Source organism: Sulfurimonas sp., from assembly GCF_014859695.1.
Lineage (GTDB): Bacteria > Campylobacterota > Campylobacteria > Campylobacterales > Sulfurimonadaceae > Sulfurimonas.
Genome location: NZ_JACUTS010000034.1, coordinates 1 through 21,100, shown reverse-complemented (window position 1 = coordinate 21,100; position 21,100 = coordinate 1). Strand labels below are relative to the sequence as shown.

The following is a 21,100-nucleotide window of genomic DNA, read 5'->3' as shown; positions in this document are numbered from 1 at the left end:
TAAGTAATCAGTTGTATTATTTATTTAAATCAAAAACACAATATTTTTGGGTATAATTCGGGAAATATTTTAGGGGAAGGTGCCTTGTCATTAGTGACATGCTTGTATCATCTCCTATCCAAAGGAAAATGATGCAAGAAAATGCACAAACACAACCAGAAAAAGAGGCAATCACATTTGATGATTTAGGACTAAAAAGAGAGATGCTTCAAAGTGTCAAAGATGCGGGTTTTACAATCCCTAGTCCTATTCAAGCTGCGGCGATACCATTTATATTACAAGGTCGCGATATAGTCGGTCAAGCACATACAGGTACAGGTAAAACAGCAGCATTCGGTCTTCCGGCACTTAACAACATAGACCCAAGAAGCGGAGTTAGCATCCTTGTTATCACTCCAACTCGCGAACTTGCAACTCAAGTTAGTGATGAACTTTTTAAATACGGCAGAAACATAGGCGCTAAAACAGTTACAGTTTATGGCGGTAGCTCTTACAATAGACAAATCGACCTTATACAAAGAGGCGCAAGCGTTGTTGTGGCAACTCCGGGAAGACTTCTTGACATTCTTAAGAAGAATCTATTAAAAGATTTCGCTCCAAGCATTGTCGTTCTTGATGAAGCAGATGAGATGCTTGACATGGGATTTTTAGATGATATTAACGAAATATTCTCTTACCTTCCTTCAAACCGTCAAACACTTCTATTCTCGGCTACTATGCCAAAACCTATCAAGCTTCTTGCTGAGAGAATTTTGGACAATCCTGAGTTTATTAGTATCACACAGGGCGAAACTACAAATGCAGATATTAACCAAGAGTACTATGTAATTGAAGAGTCTGAGAGAGATGATGCAATCATCCGTCTTATGGACTCTGAAGAGTGTAAGAAAGCGATTGTTTTTTGTAGAACAAAAAGCGAAGTTGACAGACTCTCAAACGTACTCTCAAGTGCGGGATATTTAGCAAATGGCTTACATGGAGATATGGAGCAGCGTCAGCGTGAAACCGTAATCAAAGGTTTCAAAAACAACAATGTAAATGTTTTAGTTGCTACAGATGTTGCCGCTCGCGGTATCCACGTAGATAACATCTCGCATGTTTTTAACTACCATATCCCTTTTGACCCTGAGTCTTATGTTCATAGAATCGGGCGAACAGGCCGTGCAGGAACAAAAGGAAAAGCAATCACGCTTTTAACTCCGCTAGAGTTTAAAGAGCTTCAACGAATAAAAGCAAAAATTGGAACTACAATGACGCATGCTTATGTTCCAAGCAAGAATGACTTAAGAGCAATAAATCTAAAGTCAATCGTTACAAATATAGAAGATCAAAAAATCTATGATGAAGCACATCAAATTCTTGATCTACTAAAGCAAGATATAGATGAAGAGACAATTATGTTCAAGCTTGTCTCTATGATCTTGGACAAACAGACTATTGCCGGTCCAAATATTATCGGTATTCCTGCTGATAAACTGGCTGCGATACTAGAGAGAGCTGCTAACAGAAGAGATACAAAAGGTGGACGCGGAGGTTTTCGTGGAAACAGAAGCCGTTCAAGCGGAAGCGGAGATAGAAATCGTTCTGGAAGTGGCGATAGACCACGTTCAAGCGAAGGCGGAGACAGAAGCTCTCGTCCAAGCGGCGGCGGTTACCGTGGAAACAGCTCTAGCGGTGAGAGAAGTCGTCCAAGCGGAGATAGAAACCGTACAAGAACTAGAGACTAAAAAACCGCTCCAACATATAGAGAACTCGAATTTTTCGGGTCTCTTCCCCTTTACAACTAAACTTTCATAATCTTTTAAAGTATTTCATTCTGTATCATTTTGGTATAATTAACCAAAAAAGAGAAAGAATGATAATTAAACCCTCTGAGCAATTATTGAATTAGACCCTGAATGACCAAAGGAAATGCCCTTGTGGTGCAAGTTCAGGGTGACTAGTAGTTCGTCATTCCAAGCTTGCACCACAGGCATTCCCTTTGGTCACTTGGAATCTAGTTTATGATTTAATCAGAGGCTTCAATTAAAATTCTCTATTTTGTCATAGTTCAAGGCGAAGTTTTGTTTTATTAAGGAACATACTTAAAGTATGTGACGAAAGAAAACCAAATTTCAACGAAGAAATCTGGCAAAAGAGTTATTTTTTAAATGGTGCAAAAGGAACGAGTGCGCTCCCCCATGTAAGTCCGCCGCCAAAAGCATCGAGCAACATCAGCTCTCCAGCTTGGAGTCTTCCGCTCTCGTAAATATCATTTATTGCCATCGGTATAGAAGCGCCTGAAGTATTTCCGTACTTCTCAACAGTAAGCACAACCTGTTCATCTTTAAGCTTTAGGGCATCACCTACGGCTTTTATAATTCTATAGTTGGCTTGGTGCGGTACAAAGTGCTTAATATCAGAACTTTGAATACTGTTCTCTCTAAGTATGTCTATAACATCTTTTGTAAGAGTTTTAACTGCAACCTTAAAAGTCTCATTTCCCCTCATCTGCATAAAACAGCTTGTAGCTTCCTGCTCGAGAGCATCGTGCGCGGAGCCGCTTCCGCCGTTTGGCGTCATTAAGAGATCTGCAAACTCTCCGTCTGAACCTGTATGAATATCTATGATTGCTTCTTCTTTGTTCTCTGTCGCACTTATAACCGCGGCACCGGCACCATCACCAAAAAGGATACATGTACCTCTGTCGCTATAGTCTGTAATAGCTGAGAGTTTTTCTGCACCTACGATAAGAATATTTTTTTTCATACCTGACTCAATAAACGCTTTTGCAATCGAGAGAATATAGACAAATCCTGTACATGCAGCAGAGATATCAAAAGCCGTAATATTTCCAAGACCCAATTTTGTGCTTATAATAGTAGCAGTTGATGGCATGCAGAAGTAATCAGGCGAGATGGTAGCGCATACAATCATGTCGATTTCGCTCTTCTTTAAACCGCTTCTCTCAATGGCAAGCTTAGCGGCTTTGGCACCCATGTCGCTGGTAAACTCATCAGCTGCGGCGATATGTCTCTCTTTTATGCCTGTTCGTTTTGTTATCCACTCATCTGAAGTATCTACCATTTTTGACAGCTCTTCGTTTGAGAGAATCTTGCTAGGAACATAAGCACCTATAGAGCGAAATGCCGCATATGCCATTAAACTTCCTTGTTTTTTAATGCTTCAAGTCTTTGAACTATATGCCCGTTAACACCGGTATCAACATAGTTTATAGCTTGAAAGATTGCATTTTTTATAGCTTTTGGAGTACTTTTTCCATGGCTAACTATAACACAACCTTGAATACCGATAAGCGGAGCTCCGCCTATCTCTTCATAACTCATCTGCTTCTTTAAGAGTTTAAATACTTTTCTCATAAGAAGAGCCCCAGTAATTGCAATTGGCGATTTTCTAATATACTCTTTTATAAGTCCGCTAATCGTTGATGCAACGCCCTCAGATGCTTTTAGCACCAAGTTTCCGATAAAACCATCACATACGATAACGTCGCAAGTTGCGTTGAAAATATCACTACCCTCAACGTTTCCTTTAAATCCCTTGTAGCCATCAAGCAGTTTAAAGGCTGCCTTTGTGACATCGTTGCCCTTGCTCTTCTCTTCTCCGTTTGCTAAAAGACCGATTGATGGAGTTGACACTTTAAACATATCCTCTGCATAGCATCCGCCCATCACAGCAAATTGGAGGAGATGTTCGGCTTTAGAGTCGACATTTGCTCCGACGTCTAGTATTACAGATTTTCTGCTGCTTTTTGTAGGCATTAAAGCCACAAGTGCAGGTCTTAACACACCTTTTAAACGACCGAGTCTAAGAGTAGCCAAAGTCATGGTAGCCCCGCTATGTCCAGCGGAAACAATACCCTGCGCTTCACCATTTTTTACCAGCTCAATAGATTTGTAGATAGAGCTCTCTTTTCTTTTTACAGCATCTGTTGCGGCGTCATCCATAGATATAACGTCATCAGCTTCAACTATAGAAATCTTATCTCTATAACGTTTTGGTAACAGAGGTAAAATTTCTGATTTTTTACCTACAAGAATAGGAACAAAAAGTTTATACTTAAGAGCTTGTATGCAGCCCTCTACAATTGGCTTGGGACCAAAGTCCCCGCCCATTGCATCAATAGCAATCTTTATCATTTACTATTTATACTCACCGGTTGTTGGGTTGATGTGGTGTGGAAGTTTGTATGTTCCATCTTTATCTTTAACAGGCTTAGCTAAAGTAATTTTGTAATGAGTTCTTCTCTTCGCTGAACGTGAATGAGAGACTCTTCTTTTTGGTACTGCCATAATCTATATCCTTTCTGTTTTATTTAAAACGCAATATGAGCAAAGCCCATTTGCTACGCTCGCCGCTTAGGCACTAAAGCTTGCCCCTTTTCGGGGCAGAAGCCCTATTTAAAACACAATATGAGCAAAGCCCATCTTGCTACGCTTCCTCATCAGAAGCACTATTTTTATTGCAACTTTCGCAACTGTGATAATCGCTTTTTATAAGCTCAATCTCTGAGTTCATAAGTTCCACTAAATCTACCGTAGAATCTAGTGATTCTACAACATCTAAAAGAAGCTCCTCATGTTTTGCATAAAGACCGTCGGAGATAAAAAACTCTAAATCTTCATTCACTTCGAGCGCAAACTCATCAGCACAAATATCACAATTTACGTCAATTTCCCCACTTAACTCTGCTTTTAGCAAAATTAATTTGTCGGCATCATACTGTAAATAACCTTTAAAAGTTATTTCGTTGGATTCAACTTCAAAATCTAGCGGAGTGGAGTTAACTTTTCGTAATACTATTTTCATAAAGGAATCTCAACTCTCTTTATTTAAATTGTTTTTCATATATTAAGAGATTTCTCTCTCTGAGAAAAAGAATGCGATTTCTACAGCTGCATTTTCAACAGAGTCACTTCCGTGAACTGCATTTGCATCTATGTTTTCAGCGAAATCTGCACGAATAGTTCCTGCTTCAGCCTCTTTTGGGTTTGTTGCACCCATAAGGTTACGATTTTTCATTACCGCATTTTCACCCTCAAGTACTGAAACAACTACTGGACCGCTAATCATAAAATCAACTAAATCACCGAAAAAAGGTCTCTCAGAGTGAACTGCGTAAAAAGCTTCTGCATCTGCGCGAGAAAGTTGCATCTTTCTCGTTGCTGCTATTTTTAAACCATTGCTCTCAAAACGATCTAAAATTTTACCGATAACACCTTTAGCGACGGCATCCGGTTTTATTATTGATAGTGTGCGTTCCATCAAATCTCCTGTTTAATATATAAAATTAGAGTGGAATTGTATCTAAAAAGAGTCTGATTTATACTAAAATGAAAAAAATTTATGAAGATATTTGAAAAAAGAGAGAAACCACAGGGAAAACCACCCCATGGTTTTTTTTAAAAAGATTACTCTACTACAGCTTTGCCTATGCCGCGCATATCGTCTGTAATGTCTTCACGATGCGCAGTACTTTCGCCTACAACGTCCCATGTAATACATCCTTCAGTTGGACAAGCAGTAGCACAAGCAGGCTCGTCATGATGACCGACACACTCTACACATTTGTTGCCGTACACATAGTAAATCTCTTCACCCGTTGGATTATCATCCTCATCTACAATCGCCTCTACCGGACACTCATCAATACAAGCGCCACAGTTAATACATGTATCACCAATAATTACTGCCATTAAGATTCTCCTAGTTTTTATTTCAAAGTAAGTTTAACCAAAGATTTTTAAATAAAGCTAAAAAATCTTCCTAAAAGATGTAACAATTCATATTTGTTACATCTTTTCATATCAAAATTTACTAGAAAACAGAATTTTGATAATGATTGCTATCAAATTTTGAGATATTTTTTTATATCTTGGACTCTATCTGTTTTTTCCCATGTAAAATCACTATCTTCTCTTCCGAAGTGTCCGTATGCGGCAGTTTTTCTATAGATAGGGCGCAAAAGATCCAGAGACTGTATAATCCCTTTTGGAGATAAATCAAAAAGCTCTTTAACGCATGCCTCAATCTTCTCCTCCTCTACAACGGCACTACCGTGTGTATTGACCATTATAGAAGTAGGTTGAACTACTCCTATTGCATAAGAAACCTGTATGGTCACTCTGTCGCATGCTCCGGCAGCGACCAAATTTTTCGCCACATGTCGTGCCGCATAAGCAGCACTTCTGTCAACCTTGGTCGGGTCTTTGCCGCTAAATGCGCCGCCGCCGTGAGGGCAGCTTCCGCCATATGTATCGACTATAATTTTTCTGCCGGTTAGCCCTGCATCGCCTTGGGGACCGCCTATAACAAATTTTCCTGTCGGATTAATATGAAAGATAGTCTTATCGCTCATAAGCTCAGCGGGAATAACATGACGTATAACCTCTTTTATCACATCCTCATGAATCTTCTCTTGGGAGATTTCGGGAGCATGCTGCGTAGAAACTACGACCGTATCTACAAAAACAGGCTTGTCTCCAACATATTTTATACTGATTTGCGCTTTGCCATCAGGACGAAGGTAGGGAATGATTCCCTCCTTTCTAACCTCGGCGAGTCTGTAAGTCAAGCGGTGAGCCAAATATATAGGCAGCGGCATCAGCACATCGGTTTCGCGACAGGCATAACCAAACATTAGACCTTGATCTCCCGCTCCAATCTCTCCATCAGCTTGAGTTACCCCCTGATCTATATCGGGAGACTGCTCTCCAATAGCGTTTAAAACTGCAGCAGAACGGTAATCAAAACCATATGTTGCATCCGTATAGCCAATCTCTTGGACAACCCTGCGAACAATCTCTTGCATTGGAGCATATGTAGTTGTCTTCATTTCGCCTGCTATTATACAAAATCCGTTTGATACCAGAGTCTCACATGCAACGTGTGCATTAGTATCATGCTCAATAATATAATCCAGAATTGCATCACTGATTTGATCTGCCATCTTATCAGGATGCCCTTCTGTTACAGACTCTGAAGTAAAAATGTACTCTTTTGGAGCATTTGCTTCTTTTGTCATCGATTTTCCTTATTGAAATACAGAGTCTTGCTCCATAAATCAGCGAAAGTATAACAAAAAAAATTATATATAAAATTGCAAACTTTCATTCTCTCTTAAAGCTTTTTACTACACTAAAGCGTTTGAGTTTGATTAATTTACTTTCGTTAAAATTTTGCATATATAACAAAAAAAGGATATTTATTATGTTAGTAACAAACCCAGCTCCGGATTTTACGGCAACAACAGTTTTAGCAGACGGATCAATAGTAGAAGATTTCAAATTATCAGAGAATTTTGGCAAAAAAGGTACGGTTCTATTTTTCTACCCGCTAGATTTTACTTTTGTCTGCCCATCTGAGATTATTGCATTTTCACACAGAATTGAAGATTTCAAAAGTCGCGGCGTAAATGTTATAGGCGTTTCTGTAGACAGCCAATTTTCACACTTTGCATGGAGAGAGACTCCGGTAAATGAAGGCGGAATCGGCAGAGTAAAATTTCCTCTTGTTGCGGACTTGACAAAACAGATCTCAAAAGATTATGATGTACTTTTCGGTGAGGCTGTTGCACTTCGCGGTTCATTCTTGATTGATGCAAAAGGCATAATTCGCCACGCAGTAATCAACGACCTCCCGCTTGGCAGAAATATCGATGAGATGATCCGCATGGTTGACACTATGCAGTTTACTGACGAGTACGGTGAAGTTTGTCCTGCAGGATGGCAAAAAGGCGACGAGGGAATGAAGGCATCAACTGAAGGTGTTGCCGAATATCTTGCTAAAAACAGCGAAAAATTATAACCTCACATACAAAATAAGCGATACCTAAAGATAGATAGCATGAGAGTCCTTGCATGCTATCTTAATGAAGATTTGAAAAGGTTTTTATAAAAGAAGTCTATTGTCTTATTACACTTAAGTTGGTATCATCTGCTCTAAAATTCACAATAACGGATTGATATGAAAACTATACTATTGACATTTTTGATTACAATATCTTTGGTTGCCTCCGAAAAAGAGGCTGCACAAACACAAAGCGTAAAAGAGGAGATAAAATATATCGTCGATGCAAAAAACTACGGTCTTATTGCCGCAAAAGATGCATTTTACGTTATTGACAGCCACAAATACGGCACGATGCAGGACTACTTCGCTTTTGCAAAAGAAGAGGATGCAAATGAGCACGTCAAAAAATATGGGGGAAACGTAGTAGATTACGAAACCTATAAAAAGATAGAGGAAGAGGCTTCAAAATAGCTCTATTTTAAAGCCCTTTTTTTACAAACTCCAAAGCTTTATGATTTACAAACACTATATCTCTCCATTGTCTTTTGGGCGCTATCAGGTTTAGGCGCTTCGGATTTGAACTTCTAGAAATTGCTACATAAAACTGCGAAGGCGCGAAAATCTCGTTTGTCTCGATTATAAGATCTTCTATGCTCATTCCTTGAGATTTATGGATGGTTATGGCGTATGCCAGCTTTATAGGGTACTGGTAAACGCTAAAGAGGCTCTCTTGAAGCACCTCTTTTTTTCCACCTACACTCTTCTCATTCCACACCTCTTTATTCTGTGCCATCGTCTCTAACTTTACGACAACACCGTCTCTTTTTTGTACATAGACATAAGTTGCATCAATGTTTACAACAACCCCGCGCTCTCCGTTAAAGTAGTTCCATGCATTTCTAGTAAAGAGCACAGGCACGCCGATCTTTAACTCCAGCTCTCTCTCGATTCTGGCATCATCCATAAAACGTTCTATATCTGTATCTTTTACGCCCTTAGAGTGTTTTATGACTCCCGCCTCTTTTATAAAAAGCTCACTATCAACAAACTCAAGCTGATTTTTATTGTGCAGTGACGCGGAGATATTTTTACCGAACAAAAAGGTAAATTCACTCAAATCATGCGGCAATACTTTTATAAACTCATTGAGAGCATTATGCACACTCTCGTCCACAAAACCATCTCTTATGCTTGAGAGAAGCTCTATAAAATCGCTGTCATCCGTTCTGTAGACATGTGTTAGTTCAACCTCTTCAAAATCAAACTCTCTCCATGAATCGGACTCAAACGCAAACCTTACCTCTTTGTAGCCGCGAACTACCGGAGGAAGCTGCAAAAAGTCGCCTACAACCAGAAGCGAGCCCTTAAAATCACTCTGCTCAAGTCTTAAGCGAATCATATCAAGCAAAGTATCACTTACCATCGAGATCTCATCTATAACGATTAGATCCATGCTACAGATAAGCTTTTTTACCTTCTTGCTTGCCTCAAGTTTAGCGTTAATCTCCAACTCGCCCAAGCTTGCAGCGATTCCCAAGTCTAAAAAACTGTGCAGAGTCTGCCCGCCAATGAGCGTAGCAGCCATTCCCGTAGAGGCAAGTTTTGCCACTTTTTTAGACTCGCTCTCATAATGTTTTATAACTTCTCTTGTAATGGTAGTCTTTCCGACACCCGCACCGCCGGTCAAAAAAACACTCCTTTTTGCCTTTAGTTTTTCAATGACTCTATTCAAATAATCCATAAAAAATTATACTATAATAACGAAAAATTTAAGGAAACTGTGCAGCATGAGCAAAAGAATATTGGTAGTAGAAGATAACAAAACTCTAGCCAAACTTATTGCAAAAAAAGTAAGTATTGAGCTCAACTTTGAAGTTGACGTTGCCTATAGTTTGCAAGAAGCAAAACTGTTTTTAAAAAGATACGAATATTTTTTGACTCTTTTAGATATCAACCTTCCGGATGCTCCAAACGGCGAAATTGTTGAGTATGCACTAGAGAGAAAAAACCGTGTCATTGTTCTTAGCGGAAATATCGACAAAGAGTTCAGAAAAAAGATGCTCAAAAAAAACATCATAGATTACGTTACAAAGAGCGGAGCAAATGACGTTAACTACATAATCCAGACAATAAGAAGATTACAAAAAAACCAAAACCACACCATATTGCTCATAGACGACTCTCTGGTATTTAGAAAGCAGATGCAGGGCATGCTTGAAAATATGTTTTTTAAAGTCATAGCGGTTGCGCATGGCGAAGAAGCGCTTGGCATTTTAAATACGAACCCTAACATCAGCTTAATTCTAACAGACTACCATATGCCCGTCATGAACGGACTTGAGCTTACCACAGAGATAAGAAAAACCTATACCAAAACAGATCTGGCAATTATTGTCATCTCAAGTGACAACGACGAAGAGACAACGGCTATTTTTTTAAAAAACGGTGCGAACGACTACATAAAAAAACCATTTTCAAAAGAGGAGTTTTCATGCCGCATAAACAACTCAATCGAAGCGCTTGAAAATATTCAAGAGATAACAAACCATGCAAACCGCGACTTTTTAACGGGTCTTTACAACAGAAGATATTTCTTTGCAAACGCTTCAAAGTACTTTGAAGATGCTATATCTAACTCTGAACCTTTTGCTATTGCCATGATAGATATAGACCACTTCAAAAAAATTAACGATACCTATGGTCATGAAACAGGCGACAGAGCAATTGTGGATTTAGCCGACATTTTAAGAAGCAGTGTTTCAAGCGATGATATTGTTGCGAGATTTAATGGGGAGGAGTTTTGTGTTTTACTCAAAAACGCATCTGCTCAAAAAGCTCTAGAAATTATTGAGAAAATCAAAGAAAAAGTAGAGAGCCATGTGACTCTGAGTGAGAAAAATGAGGAGATTAGATTTAGCGTATCCATGGGAGTCGCAACAACCCATGATGAAGATTTAAACGCAAGCGTAAACGAAGCCGACATGATGCTATACAACGCTAAACAAAATGGAAGAAATAAGATAGTCCTAAACTAGACTATCTCTCTCTTTCTAGCGATTCGAAGTCTAAACTGCTTCTCAAGCTCTAAGAGAGTAAAGACGACAACCCCGCTTACAAAAATCATACTAAAATCAAATATGGTTAAAGGCGCCGTTAAAAAAACTCCCTGTAAAAAAGGAGTATACGTTATGGCAATCTGCGCAAAAAAGATGATGGAAACTGCGCTCCATACGACTCTATTTGCCAATATATCGCTAAATTTCAAATCAATTATATTTAAATTTCTAATATAAAAAAGATGAAAAATCTCCAAAAAGACCAAGGTATTAAGCGCCAGAGTTCTAGCATACTCTACGCTTGCGCCGTTTTGCATCGCATAGTAAAAAGCGCCAAAAACCGCTATAAGAAACAGGGTCGTCACATAAACTATATGCCAAATTAGCTCTCTGTTTAAAATGGGCTCATCAATCGCTCTGGGGCTTCTTTTCATTATATTTTTATCTTCATCTTCAAATGCCAATGCTATTCCCAAAGTAACGGCTGTTATCATATTTGCCCAAAGTATTTGGATGGGAGTGATGGGCATAACCATCCCAAAAAATATAGCAACTATAATGACAGAAGCCTCAGAAGCATTGGTTGGAAGAGTCCAGCTTATGACCTTTTTTATATTGTCGTAAACTCTTCTACCCTCCCTAATTGCACTAACTATTGAAGCAAAGTTATCATCGGTCAAAACAAACTCGCTTGACTCTTTTGCCGCCTCGGTGCCGCTTTTTCCCATAGCAATACCGACATTGGCTCTCTTGAGTGCAGGCGCATCGTTTACGCCGTCACCCGTCATGGCCACAATTTTTGAGTGTGCCTGAAAGGCTTTGACAAGCCGTAACTTATGTTCAGGCGTAGTTCTAGCAAAGATATCGGTATGAAGTACTGCACTCTCAAGCTCCTCATCACTTAGCTTCTCTATATCTGCACCGCTTAAGACATTCTCACAGTTTTTAAGTCCTATTGTCTTTCCTATTGCCGTCGCAGTTAAGAGATGATCTCCCGTTATCATCTTAACGTCTATGTGTGCACTGTAGCACTCTTTTATCGCCTCTATGGCTTCAGGACGCGGAGGATCAATCAATCCTACAAGTCCTACTATTACAAGCCCCTCTTTTAAGTCATCAAAACCGAGTGTTGATTTCTCATTAGATACTTTCTTGTACGCAAGCGCTAAGATTCTCTCTCCTGAAGAAGCTAGCTCTTTTGCTTTATTTTCCCAATATGTGGCTTGAATCTCTTTTTTACTCTCTGCGTCTACATACTCAAACTCAGACATTTTAATGATAATCTCTGCCGCACCTTTTACGATAATCATCGACTCACCGTCATGACTATGATTTAGCGTTGCCATATATTTATGTTTTGAGTCAAATGGAATCTTGTCATCACGCTTGAAAGTTTCTCTAATATTATCTGTGTAAAGCCCTACTTTATGGGCAAATGCAACTAAGGCACCCTCCGTTGGACTTCCCTCTATAATCCATGAATCGCCCTCTTTTTTTAAAGTGCTATCACTGCATAAAAGAGAGGTTTTAGCCAAAAATCTTAGCCTCTCTTCTCTCTCTATATCAACCTTTTCATCTTTTAAATAGATATCTCCGATTGGCTCATACCCTGCACCGCTTACCCTAAAATCTTTATCGTTTGTAACTACACTGCTGACCATCATCTCATTTTGGGTAAGCGTTCCCGTTTTATCGGAGCAGATAACAGATACGGAACCTATGGTCTCAATGGCAGGCAGCTGTCTCACTATTGCATTTCTCTTTGCCATAGCCTGAACTCCGACTGCAAGCGTTATGGTCAAAACAGCAGGCAGACCTTCGGGAATAGCCGCAACAAAAAGTCCTATAACCGCCATAAACGCCTCTGTAAACTCAAGCCCTTTTACAAAATAGCCGATGATAAAAATAAGCAGAGAAAAAGAGAGTATAAAAACGGTTAGATATTTGGCAAATTTGTCCATCTGCTCAACAAGAGGCGTGGTTAAAGTCTCTACGCTTCTTAACATTCCGCTAATGCGACCAAGTTCCGTCTTATCCGCTGTAGCAACCACAACGCCTGTTGCCTCTCCAGCTGCCACAGTAGTTCCGGCAAATGCCATTGAAGTTCTGTCTCCTAAAGTTGCTTCAAGCGTAACTTTTTTTACACTCTTATCGACAGCAACGGACTCTCCCGTCAGTGGAGCTTCCTGTACACTAAAGCCATGTGTCTCAAGCAGCCTTATATCCGCTAAAACTTTATCTCCGGGTTTCATAAAGATTATATCACCGATGACTAGCGATTCGCTTTGTATTTTTTGCCTGCTTTTATCCCGCATTACGACAGCATGAAATGCCAGCATCTTTTTTATAGCATCCATCGCATTTTGCGCTCTATTCTCTTGAATAAAGCCTATGATGGCATTGATGAGGACCACTCCGAGTATTACAACCGTATCTATCATATGATCAAGCAGCGCGGTAACAACAGCAGCACTTAAGAGCACATAGATCAAAAGATTGTTAAACTGCATTAAAAAACGAATAATAGGACTCTTTTTCTTCTCCTCTTGAAGTTTGTTCGGTCCGTATTTTTTGAGCCTTGCCTCAACCTCGGCGCTGCTTAGTCCATCTTGCGAGCTATCCAGTATCTTGAGGACTTCTTCTTTTTCCAAAGAGTGCCAGTTACTATTCTCATGCATTCTAAACTCCTCATCTTTGATAAACTTATTCTAACACAATAACAGTTCCAAAAGGCACGTTTTGCTCTTTTGGAGCTATCCACTTTACCTCGTAATTTGGCTCATCATGCGGAAAGATTCCATCTAAATCACTAAAATACAGAAGCAGTTTTACATCTGAGAGCTCTCTATCTACAAACTCAAATACGGGTCTAAAATCGGTTCCGCCTCCCCCTTTGAGTTCAACTTCTAAAATATCGCCGCCCCAAAAGGTTTTATGCGTTCTAATCCTGTCGTCACACACAAACATATCTATCTGAAAATTCGGAATTGTTAGCATCAAAAAGTTAAGCTCACTCAAAAACTCATTTAAAAGTTTTTCATCAACAGAACCAGAGCTGTCAACTGCCACGACAAGCTGAAATCGCTTGCTTATACATGAGGGAAGATAGATTCCCGCATGGAGAAACTTTTTACTCGGGGGAAGAAGCGTGTAGTCATCTTTATGGTGCCTATCAAGCGCTGCTCTTAACTCATTGCGCCAATCAATCTTGCCCTCGGCGGAAATTTTGAAAAATCTTCCTATCGAAAGGGGTGCTTCGCCGCTTTTCATCTCATCTTCAAGCTTTGCTTTGGCAAACTCTTCAAAGAGCTGTTCATTTAAAATATCCTCGTTTTGAGAACTGTTTTGCTCGTTTTGCTCTTTTTTACTATCTTGCATATCATTAACATCATCCGCTTCATATTCAAGCTCATCACGCAAAATATCTTCTTTCAATTCGGCATAAATCTCCTCGGCGTACATGCCGCTGAACCTCTTTGAGTAGTGCGCCTCATCGGGGCGCACTAAGCCGTTTTGAACCAACATGTCATTAATAGCATAGTCCGTTGCCAACTGCCAGAGCCAACCGCTTCTGCCATTTTTTCTCTCTTCATGCGCGAGCGAAGCATGCATAGCACCGTTTGCAAAGACAAACTCCATCTGCGCAGGTTCTAGCTTTTGCAAAAAATCGCTGTTGTATTCAAGCTTTATTCCGTTGCTTTTAAAGCTCTGTATGTCATCATTTTGTACAAGTTCAAGTTTAGCGGCAACTGCTCCAAAAAAAGGGTGGGAGAGTAAAAGTTTTGATTTTGCTTGAGAGATTTTAGTTTGAATATTTGACATGTGAGGTTTCTCTTTTGGTGCGTAACATCAAAGAGAGCACCTCTTTGATATTTGCTTTACTTTTTAAGACTTTTTTTAAGGTCGCTTACAAACTCCGTAATATCATCATGAAGTGCCTGAAGATCCTCTTCATGTTCAACTTCATCAGCCAATATTTGAGAGACAATATCGTAAGTGACTATATCTTTGTCTCTTGTCAAATCGACTATGTTTGAGTAAACCTTTATGGCGCACTGCTCTCCCTTGATAGCATCTTCGAGTATTGCAACTACATCAAAATTTTTAGGCTCTTCGTAGCCACAGTTTGTCTTTTTCATCCACTCTTTTGGATTTAAAAGAGGTGTTCCGCCAAGCTGCAAAATTCTATCTGCTATCATAGTCGCATGTCTTAACTCATCAGCCGCATGTTGATCAAGCTCGGTAATAGCAGCATCTTTCATGATTCCTTTTACGACTTTGCTCTCGATAAAATATTGATAATATGCCAACCACTCATCCGCATAAGCCTTGTTAAGAAGTTTTATAATCTCTGAGACCTCTAAGCCTTTAATTATCGAATTTCCTACTCTAGCCATATTTAACTCCTCATAAAAAAATTTGATTCGTTCCTATGGTACAATCAAATTGGTTAATTCTCTTTTAAACTATTACTCTAAAAGATATGCAAACTTCTCAACCCACTCGCCGAATGCTTTTGAGTGCTCCATGTTCACACCGTTTCTCTGCAAATCCTGTACCGTCATAACGGCAAATTCGCTCTTTAACCCAAGCGTATACCTAAGCAGATTCTCTAACTTCTCATCATCTCTCTCTTTAAGGTATCTACTCACAAGTCCGGTACTTAGAGCATAAAGAACATCAACCTCATCGCTGTACTCACCGCTTCCGCTATAGAGTATATTTTTTATGTCGGGAAGTCTGTTCATGACCTTGCAAAACGCCAAAAAGGAGACCGCCACATCTCTGCCTACTGCCCCGCCGACAGTCTCAAGAAGCAGATTCTCAGATATGCTGCTCTCCAGTATGCTGTTCACATATTCCCAGCTTCTAGGCGTTGCAAAGCTTTTTATATCACTCTTTGCATCAAACGTGAACAGATGTTCATTTTTATATGAGATGTAAGATATAACCTTCTCATCAAGAGCGTTTTTATACGCCCAAAGCCTCCAGTCCTCAACATCTACATCCATCTCAAAGTGAACAAATCTGTTTGCCAAAGGGCTTGGCATGCGGTAAGTAACACCTCTATCTCCCTCACGATTTCCTGCGGCGACAATAGCCCAGCCCTCAGGCAGCTCGTATTCGCCGACCCTTCTATCTAGTATAAGTTGATAAGCTGATGCTTGAACGCTTGGAGCTGCGGAGTTAAGCTCATCTAAAAAGAGTATTCCCTCTCCTTCACGAGGCAAAAAAGCGGGAGGTGCCCAGAGTGCCGTGTGCGACTCTTTGTCGTAAAAAGGGATCCCCTTAAGGTCAGTCGGGTCCATAAGGGCAAGCCTTAAATCAATAAAACCGATGCCTCTGCTCTTTGCTACCTGCTTTACTATAGAAGATTTTCCGATTCCCGGCGCTCCCCATAAAAAAGTCGGCACTCTCTGCTCAACAAGAGAGTTAATCGCCGCGCTCAAATCTGTTGCTCTCATACTTCCCATCCTATATTTTCTTGTTGTACATGTCTTCCAAACGCAGGATTTTCCATCACTGCGCGGGCATATCTTGAGTCAAGCTGGAGTTGGTATAAAATCTCTAAGGGAGTATTCTCGTTTTTTGCTATCTCTTGGCAATATTGATTGTTTCTGTACGCCTCTTCAAGCATTGACGTGGGTGTTTTTTTGTTTTCATGCAGAGCTGATTTAATCTCTTCGTTTTTGCTCTCTAAAAGCAGATGTAAAATCTCTTCATCAATCCCGTTGTTGAGTGCCAAAGCGTAGGAGATCTTTTCATCGCCATAACTTAGCAGCTCTTTTTGCATCTCTAAAGTCAAGCTCTCATTGAGCGCCAATCCTATCTTGTTTGTCTTAAAAAGTTCAAAAAGCTCATCTGTCAATTTTATATTTTTTGCTACGTCTCTTCCCAATTTTTCATCTTTTAAAAACTCTTCAATGAGTGCAGATTTTAAATTTTGGTTTTGTGAGAGCGCTTCTAACACATAAGGATTATCGGTTTTAAAAAGCAGCTCTTGCATCTCATCATCGCAGTGGATATTTCTAGCGATTGCGACTTGAATGTTGGGATTTAGTCGTATCGGCTCAAGCGATAAAATAGCATACAGCAACTCCATGTTTTTTGTCTGCGAAACAAGGTGCATAAAGCCCGTGGTCGCATACTGAACATTATGATTTCGCTCTATGTTTTGGTAGAAGCGTAAAATGATTGCAGCACTCACATCACGGTTGTCGTCATTCTCAAAAAAATCCTCGCCGCCCCATGAGTACATCTTTAGAAGCTTAAAAAAAAGCTCATCGCTTATCATCGAGTTTTGCAAGAAAGATTTGAGTCTCTCTTTGTTACGGCTCAGTTTAAGGCTCATCAAAAGAGTGTTTGCATCTATATACTTTGCAAGCTCCCTCTCAAGAGCATCAATGGAGACAAACTCTACACTTTGGGAGTGCTCTTTGTAGAGCGCCTCACTTATATTTTGCTCATAAGGAGTCATCATCTTCGCATCAACAACCAGCATCACGTCACTACTAAACTCGCTTGAGAGCTCTATATTGTGAAATTTAAGTTGTGACGTAAACTCATCCATGCTAAAAGCACGACTTTTGCCAAAAAGCAGTATTGCTCTATTTTCTAACTCTTTTAAATTCATAAAGCAGATTATATCATTGGTTACACTCATTTGATATAATGCGCCGACAACAAAGAAAAGGATTTTTATGAAAAAGCTATATGCGCCTTGGGAAAAGGTATTTAAAAAAGTAGCAACTCCTTTTGAAGAGTTTATACACGCACAAACCACTACCGGTCTCATACTTATGATAATGACTGTAGTGGCGTTAGTATTGGCAAACTCCCCCATAGCAAGTAGTTACGAGCACTTTTTTCATACATACATCAACCTCGAAGTGGGCTCATGGAAACTCTCCCACTCCATCCATCACTGGATAAACGACGGACTTATGGCTATCTTTTTCTTTATTATCGGACTGGAGATAAAAAGAAATATCACAGTAGGTGAGCTCTCAGATATAAAAGTCGCTATCCTCCCGATAATTGCAGCCATTGGCGGAATGGTCATACCTGCTCTTATATACCTAAGTATAAACGGAGGCTTAGATAGTGCAAGAGGATGGGGAATTCCGATGGCAACCGATATCGCTTTTGCCATCAGTGCACTGGTACTTCTAGGCAAAAGAGTGCCTACTTCACTAGTTACTTTTTTAGTTGCTTTAGCAATCGTGGATGACCTTGGAGCAGTCGTTGTTATAGCTCTCTTTTACACAAATGAGATACATATATTCTGGCTTCTTTTAGCACTCGGAGCTTTCTTTGGGATGATTGCTCTGAATCGTTTTGGCATACATGCGGTACTTCCATACTTTATAGTCGGTCTTCTAATGTGGTACTTTATGCTCGAATCTGGAGTACACGCGACAATAGCTGGGGTTATTGCGGCTATGTCTATTCCATCAAGGCCCAAGTACGTACCCATAACCTTTAGTGAGCATACAAGCAGACTGCTTCATGAGTATGACAGCTACCCAATTGCGACTGACCATATGATGCATGAGAAGCAAAAAGCCATTCTTCAAAACATAAAAGATACCATAGACGCGGTAGGAACCCCAGCTTCAAGGCTTGAACATGGTCTTCATCTGCCTGTGAGTTTATTGGTTATTCCTCTCTTTGCTTTGGCAAATGCAGGCATCTCTATAGACTTCTCATCAATAAATCAAAGCATAATGCAGCCTGTATCTTTAGGTATTATTTTTGGTCTTATAGGCGGAAAAATAGTTGGTATTGCAGGTCTCTCATGGCTTGCAATAAAGCTCAAAATTGCAACACTTCCGCAGAACACGACCATGAGCCAGATATTTGGCGTCTCATTTTTAGGAGGTATAGGTTTTACTATGTCCATTTTCGTAGCTGAACTTGCTTTTTTAGGGAACAGCGAACTTATATTTCAGGCAAAAATAGGAATTTTAGCAGCCTCTCTGTTTGCCGGTATTTTTGGATTTGTATGGCTTAGATATATTGCAAAATCTTCAAACAAATAGTGTTATAATTTAAGCCGAACTTACATAAGGAAATACTGATGAAAACGCTCTATATACTTCTTCTTACAACTCTGTTTTTAGGGGCTAACGACGCCGCACATGAATTTGCGCCAAGCAAAGATTGTCAAAAGTGCCACGCCCAAATATATGATGAGTTTTACGGCTCAATGCATGCAAATGCAACACCGCAAAAAGACCCTATCCACAACGCTGTTTGGAACAAACAAATGGCAATGACCAAAGCAGAGCAATACAGTTGCGGCAAATGTCACACACCTGCCGCAGACAATCTAGACAAAATGACAAAAGCTGGCGAAAAGGCGATGTTTGATGCGCAAAACCCAACGCATCAAGAGGCTATAAGCTGTGCATACTGCCACCGAATAGAGAAAATAGAGGAGCATAAAGAGAGCAACACGAACATTATCTCAAAAGATAAAAATAGTTATTACGGCTCCAACAGAAGCTCTCTTGACTCTCCCTACCACAAAATCATAACTGATGAGAACGAGAACTTTAAAAACGGCAATGTCTGCATAGGATGCCACTCCCACAACGTCAACAAAACAGGTCTTAATCTCTGCTCAAGCAACGTCAACAGCGAGATGGACAGCGCAAACTGTGTCAGCTGCCATATGCCTCAAGTTGAGGGGAGCTTCTCCTCCATCATAGAGACAAAAACTCACTCTTTTCACGGTTTTGCGGGCGCTCACTTTCACTCTGAAATGCTAAGTAAATATGTAAATATATCGATTTTAAGAAACATAGACCACTTCATTGTAAACGTAGACAACCAAAGCTCTCACGCACTCCTGCTTCACCCTGCCCGCATGGCTCTCTTAAAGATGAGTGTGACAAGAGATGGAAAAACTACAGAGCTTGAAAAAGAGGTCTTTGTCAGAGTCTTAGGAAAAGAGGGCAAACCCTCAATGCCTTGGATGGCGGATTCTGTTCTAAAAGATACGATGATACAGGCAAATGAGAAAAGAGCCGTAAAAAGAGATTTTAAAATTCAAAAAGGCGATAGAGTAGATGTGGTTCTGGGCTGGTTTTTGGTAAATCCAAAAGCTCTTGAACCGCTTGGACTCAAAGATGAAAAGACAGCAAAAGAGTTTAAAGTCTTTAAAAAAGAGAGTTTTACTTTTTAAGTGAGATCTCGCACCCGTTAAACTCAAAATCAAGCTCTTTTGAAGGCTCTTTGTAGAGCAGCGGGCTGTCCAGATCCACATACTTTATAACATCTCTGTAGGCAAACGCCAGATAAAGAGCCATGTTTATAGAGTATGGACCCTCAAGCATCGAACCCAGCATGCATGTAATGTTTTTCTCTCTTGCATACTCCAAAATCTCTATCGCTTTTGTAACCCCGCCGCACTTCATAAGCTTTATATTTATCATGTCGGCACTCTTAGACTCCATGACTTTTTTGGCGTCTATTAGTGTGAAAACCGCTTCATCTGCTAAGGTGGGAATGTGTGAGAGCTCTGTTATTTTTTTCAAACTCTCCAAGTCAGCTGCGACAACGGGCTGCTCTATAAGCTCTATCTTCACACCCAACATATTGTTTATAAAAAAGTGCGAATCTTCAAAGCTCCACGCCTGATTTGCATCGACCAATATCTCTGCTTGCGGCAGGGAGTTTGCTATTTTTCTTATAACATCAACTGCGTGCAAAATATCGCTGCCGACCTTTACTTTTAGTATCTCTTTTTTCTCAACGTATGCTTTTTTTGCATCGCTTAACATAACGTCAGCCTCATTTAAACTGATGGTAATATCCGTTTTTATGGGAGCAAAATCCTCTATGCAAAACTGCTCTGCCAAACTACGATTTTTTTGTTTTGCATCCAAAGATACAAACGCTATATCAAGCGCTGCTTTGGCACTTGAACCTATATTGCACTCAGAATGCAGAAGCTCCAGAGCCTCTTTGCACTCAATATCTAAAAACCGCTCTTTTACGCTCTCGATGGAGCCCAGTATATCTTCAATACCCTCACCCGTTATCGCCTTTGTAGCGGGCGCTTCACCGATGCCTACGTTACCGTTTTCATCTTCTACATATACTCTTACAAACTCTACCTCCGAAGTCTCCCGCAGAGCTGTTTTGAATGGAGTTTTTAGCGCTATATGTTTTACTTGGGTTTTTATGTTTGTTATTTTTCTTTGACTCATTTTTGCTTAACCGTCAAATAATCCAAGTATTGTTTA

General features: G+C 40.0%; 20 protein-coding genes. 6 read left to right on the top strand and 14 right to left on the bottom strand.

Translation table 11 applies throughout. From position 1 onward, the window contains the following. The first annotated feature begins 131 nt into the window (after positions 1-131). Complete coding sequence (locus IBX42_RS07410; RefSeq protein WP_294931060.1) at positions 132-1,727, top strand: DEAD/DEAH box helicase; 1,596 nt, start codon at positions 132-134, stop codon at positions 1,725-1,727. Between the two features lie 412 nt (positions 1,728-2,139). Here the strand turns inward: IBX42_RS07410 and IBX42_RS07405 are convergent, their stop codons facing one another. From IBX42_RS07405 to metK, 7 genes are all read right to left on the bottom strand, one after another. After that, positions 2,140-3,141, bottom strand: a complete 1,002-nt coding sequence (locus IBX42_RS07405; RefSeq protein ID WP_294931057.1) for a beta-ketoacyl-ACP synthase III — start codon at positions 3,139-3,141, stop codon at positions 2,140-2,142. Then, positions 3,141-4,139 (bottom strand): phosphate acyltransferase PlsX, encoded by a 999-nt coding sequence (gene plsX, locus IBX42_RS07400; protein ID WP_294931054.1) that lies wholly within the window; start codon positions 4,137-4,139, stop codon positions 3,141-3,143. The genes IBX42_RS07405 and plsX overlap by 1 nt, the downstream gene beginning before the upstream one ends. A gap of 3 nt (positions 4,140-4,142) precedes the next feature. Continuing rightward, positions 4,143-4,292, bottom strand: coding sequence for a 50S ribosomal protein L32 (gene rpmF / locus IBX42_RS07395; protein ID WP_008335740.1), 150 nt, complete (start codon positions 4,290-4,292; stop codon positions 4,143-4,145). A 139-nt stretch (positions 4,293-4,431) separates the two neighbouring features. Beyond that, positions 4,432-4,809, bottom strand: coding sequence for a hypothetical protein (locus IBX42_RS07390; RefSeq protein ID WP_294931051.1), 378 nt, complete (start codon positions 4,807-4,809; stop codon positions 4,432-4,434). A gap of 42 nt (positions 4,810-4,851) precedes the next feature. Continuing rightward, positions 4,852-5,265: a nucleoside-diphosphate kinase gene (gene ndk / locus IBX42_RS07385; RefSeq protein WP_294931049.1), complete on the bottom strand. Its 414-nt coding sequence runs from the start codon at positions 5,263-5,265 to the stop codon at positions 4,852-4,854. Between the two features lie 146 nt (positions 5,266-5,411). Further along, positions 5,412-5,696: a 4Fe-4S dicluster domain-containing protein gene (locus IBX42_RS07380; RefSeq protein WP_294931046.1), complete on the bottom strand. Its 285-nt coding sequence runs from the start codon at positions 5,694-5,696 to the stop codon at positions 5,412-5,414. A 152-nt stretch (positions 5,697-5,848) separates the two neighbouring features. Next, a complete protein-coding gene (gene metK / locus IBX42_RS07375; RefSeq protein ID WP_294931043.1) occupies positions 5,849-7,024 on the bottom strand; it encodes a methionine adenosyltransferase in 1,176 nt (391 codons plus the stop codon). A gap of 185 nt (positions 7,025-7,209) precedes the next feature. On the opposite strand from metK, the gene IBX42_RS07370 reads away from it, so the two are divergent. Further along, a complete protein-coding gene (locus IBX42_RS07370; RefSeq protein WP_294931040.1) occupies positions 7,210-7,806 on the top strand; it encodes a peroxiredoxin in 597 nt (198 codons plus the stop codon). Positions 7,807-7,965: 159 nt separating this feature from the next. Continuing rightward, the gene (locus tag IBX42_RS07365) at positions 7,966-8,262 is read left to right on the top strand and encodes a nitrous oxide reductase accessory protein NosL (RefSeq protein WP_294931037.1); all 297 of its coding nucleotides are present in this window, start codon (positions 7,966-7,968) and stop codon (positions 8,260-8,262) included. 7 nt (positions 8,263-8,269) lie between these two features. On the opposite strand, the gene IBX42_RS07360 is transcribed toward IBX42_RS07365, so the two are convergent. Continuing rightward, on the bottom strand, positions 8,270-9,532 hold the full coding sequence (locus IBX42_RS07360) for an AAA family ATPase (protein WP_294931034.1): 1,263 nt from the start codon (positions 9,530-9,532) through the stop codon (positions 8,270-8,272). 46 nt (positions 9,533-9,578) lie between these two features. Between IBX42_RS07360 and IBX42_RS07355 the strand changes: the two genes are divergently transcribed. After that, on the top strand, positions 9,579-10,826 hold the full coding sequence (locus IBX42_RS07355) for a diguanylate cyclase (RefSeq protein WP_294931030.1): 1,248 nt from the start codon (positions 9,579-9,581) through the stop codon (positions 10,824-10,826). Here the strand turns inward: IBX42_RS07355 and IBX42_RS07350 are convergent. From IBX42_RS07350 to IBX42_RS07330, 5 genes are all read right to left on the bottom strand, one after another. Then, a complete protein-coding gene (locus IBX42_RS07350) occupies positions 10,823-13,525 on the bottom strand; it encodes a cation-transporting P-type ATPase (RefSeq protein ID WP_294931027.1) in 2,703 nt (900 codons plus the stop codon). The genes IBX42_RS07355 and IBX42_RS07350 overlap by 4 nt on opposite strands. Before the next feature lie 25 nt (positions 13,526-13,550). Next, a complete protein-coding gene (locus tag IBX42_RS07345) occupies positions 13,551-14,669 on the bottom strand; it encodes a VWA-like domain-containing protein (protein WP_294931024.1) in 1,119 nt (372 codons plus the stop codon). 56 nt (positions 14,670-14,725) lie between these two features. After that, positions 14,726-15,244 carry a ferritin-like domain-containing protein gene (locus tag IBX42_RS07340; protein ID WP_294931021.1) on the bottom strand — a complete coding sequence of 173 codons (519 nt, stop codon included), beginning with the start codon at positions 15,242-15,244 and terminating at the stop codon, positions 14,726-14,728. A 72-nt stretch (positions 15,245-15,316) separates the two neighbouring features. Next, positions 15,317-16,312, bottom strand: coding sequence for a MoxR family ATPase (locus IBX42_RS07335; protein ID WP_294931018.1), 996 nt, complete (start codon positions 16,310-16,312; stop codon positions 15,317-15,319). Further along, positions 16,309-17,511 (bottom strand): hypothetical protein, encoded by a 1,203-nt coding sequence (locus IBX42_RS07330; protein WP_294931015.1) that lies wholly within the window; start codon positions 17,509-17,511, stop codon positions 16,309-16,311. Before IBX42_RS07330 ends, IBX42_RS07335 begins: the two co-directional genes overlap by 4 nt. Before the next feature lie 37 nt (positions 17,512-17,548). Between IBX42_RS07330 and nhaA the strand changes: the two genes are divergently transcribed. Beyond that, positions 17,549-18,889, top strand: coding sequence for a Na+/H+ antiporter NhaA (nhaA, locus tag IBX42_RS07325; RefSeq protein ID WP_294931012.1), 1,341 nt, complete (start codon positions 17,549-17,551; stop codon positions 18,887-18,889). A gap of 38 nt (positions 18,890-18,927) precedes the next feature. After that, positions 18,928-20,037 carry a multiheme c-type cytochrome gene (locus tag IBX42_RS07320; protein ID WP_294931009.1) on the top strand — a complete coding sequence of 370 codons (1,110 nt, stop codon included), beginning with the start codon at positions 18,928-18,930 and terminating at the stop codon, positions 20,035-20,037. Here the strand turns inward: IBX42_RS07320 and IBX42_RS07315 are convergent. Next, positions 20,027-21,064 (bottom strand): dipeptide epimerase, encoded by a 1,038-nt coding sequence (locus IBX42_RS07315; protein ID WP_294931007.1) that lies wholly within the window; start codon positions 21,062-21,064, stop codon positions 20,027-20,029. The two genes, IBX42_RS07320 and IBX42_RS07315, sit on opposite strands and share 11 nt — an antisense overlap. Positions 21,065-21,100: the final 36 nt, after the last annotated feature.

What these genes read in the sequence shown, in the direction of transcription:
- IBX42_RS07410 (WP_294931060.1), top strand. Translation starts at nt 132, where the DNA reads ATGCAAGAAAATGCACAAACACAACCAGAAAAAGAGGCAATCACATTT.
- IBX42_RS07405 (WP_294931057.1), bottom strand. Translation starts at nt 3,141, where the DNA reads ATGGCATATGCGGCATTTCGCTCTATAGGTGCTTATGTTCCTAGCAAG.
- plsX (WP_294931054.1), bottom strand. Translation starts at nt 4,139, where the DNA reads ATGATAAAGATTGCTATTGATGCAATGGGCGGGGACTTTGGTCCCAAG.
- rpmF (WP_008335740.1), bottom strand. Translation starts at nt 4,292, where the DNA reads ATGGCAGTACCAAAAAGAAGAGTCTCTCATTCACGTTCAGCGAAGAGA.
- IBX42_RS07390 (WP_294931051.1), bottom strand. Translation starts at nt 4,809, where the DNA reads ATGAAAATAGTATTACGAAAAGTTAACTCCACTCCGCTAGATTTTGAA.
- ndk (WP_294931049.1), bottom strand. Translation starts at nt 5,265, where the DNA reads ATGGAACGCACACTATCAATAATAAAACCGGATGCCGTCGCTAAAGGT.
- IBX42_RS07380 (WP_294931046.1), bottom strand. Translation starts at nt 5,696, where the DNA reads ATGGCAGTAATTATTGGTGATACATGTATTAACTGTGGCGCTTGTATT.
- metK (WP_294931043.1), bottom strand. Translation starts at nt 7,024, where the DNA reads ATGACAAAAGAAGCAAATGCTCCAAAAGAGTACATTTTTACTTCAGAG.
- IBX42_RS07370 (WP_294931040.1), top strand. Translation starts at nt 7,210, where the DNA reads ATGTTAGTAACAAACCCAGCTCCGGATTTTACGGCAACAACAGTTTTA.
- IBX42_RS07365 (WP_294931037.1), top strand. Translation starts at nt 7,966, where the DNA reads ATGAAAACTATACTATTGACATTTTTGATTACAATATCTTTGGTTGCC.
- IBX42_RS07360 (WP_294931034.1), bottom strand. Translation starts at nt 9,532, where the DNA reads ATGGATTATTTGAATAGAGTCATTGAAAAACTAAAGGCAAAAAGGAGT.
- IBX42_RS07355 (WP_294931030.1), top strand. Translation starts at nt 9,579, where the DNA reads ATGAGCAAAAGAATATTGGTAGTAGAAGATAACAAAACTCTAGCCAAA.
- IBX42_RS07350 (WP_294931027.1), bottom strand. Translation starts at nt 13,525, where the DNA reads ATGCATGAGAATAGTAACTGGCACTCTTTGGAAAAAGAAGAAGTCCTC.
- IBX42_RS07345 (WP_294931024.1), bottom strand. Translation starts at nt 14,669, where the DNA reads ATGTCAAATATTCAAACTAAAATCTCTCAAGCAAAATCAAAACTTTTA.
- IBX42_RS07340 (WP_294931021.1), bottom strand. Translation starts at nt 15,244, where the DNA reads ATGGCTAGAGTAGGAAATTCGATAATTAAAGGCTTAGAGGTCTCAGAG.
- IBX42_RS07335 (WP_294931018.1), bottom strand. Translation starts at nt 16,312, where the DNA reads ATGAGAGCAACAGATTTGAGCGCGGCGATTAACTCTCTTGTTGAGCAG.
- IBX42_RS07330 (WP_294931015.1), bottom strand. Translation starts at nt 17,511, where the DNA reads ATGAGTGTAACCAATGATATAATCTGCTTTATGAATTTAAAAGAGTTA.
- nhaA (WP_294931012.1), top strand. Translation starts at nt 17,549, where the DNA reads ATGAAAAAGCTATATGCGCCTTGGGAAAAGGTATTTAAAAAAGTAGCA.
- IBX42_RS07320 (WP_294931009.1), top strand. Translation starts at nt 18,928, where the DNA reads ATGAAAACGCTCTATATACTTCTTCTTACAACTCTGTTTTTAGGGGCT.
- IBX42_RS07315 (WP_294931007.1), bottom strand. Translation starts at nt 21,064, where the DNA reads ATGAGTCAAAGAAAAATAACAAACATAAAAACCCAAGTAAAACATATA.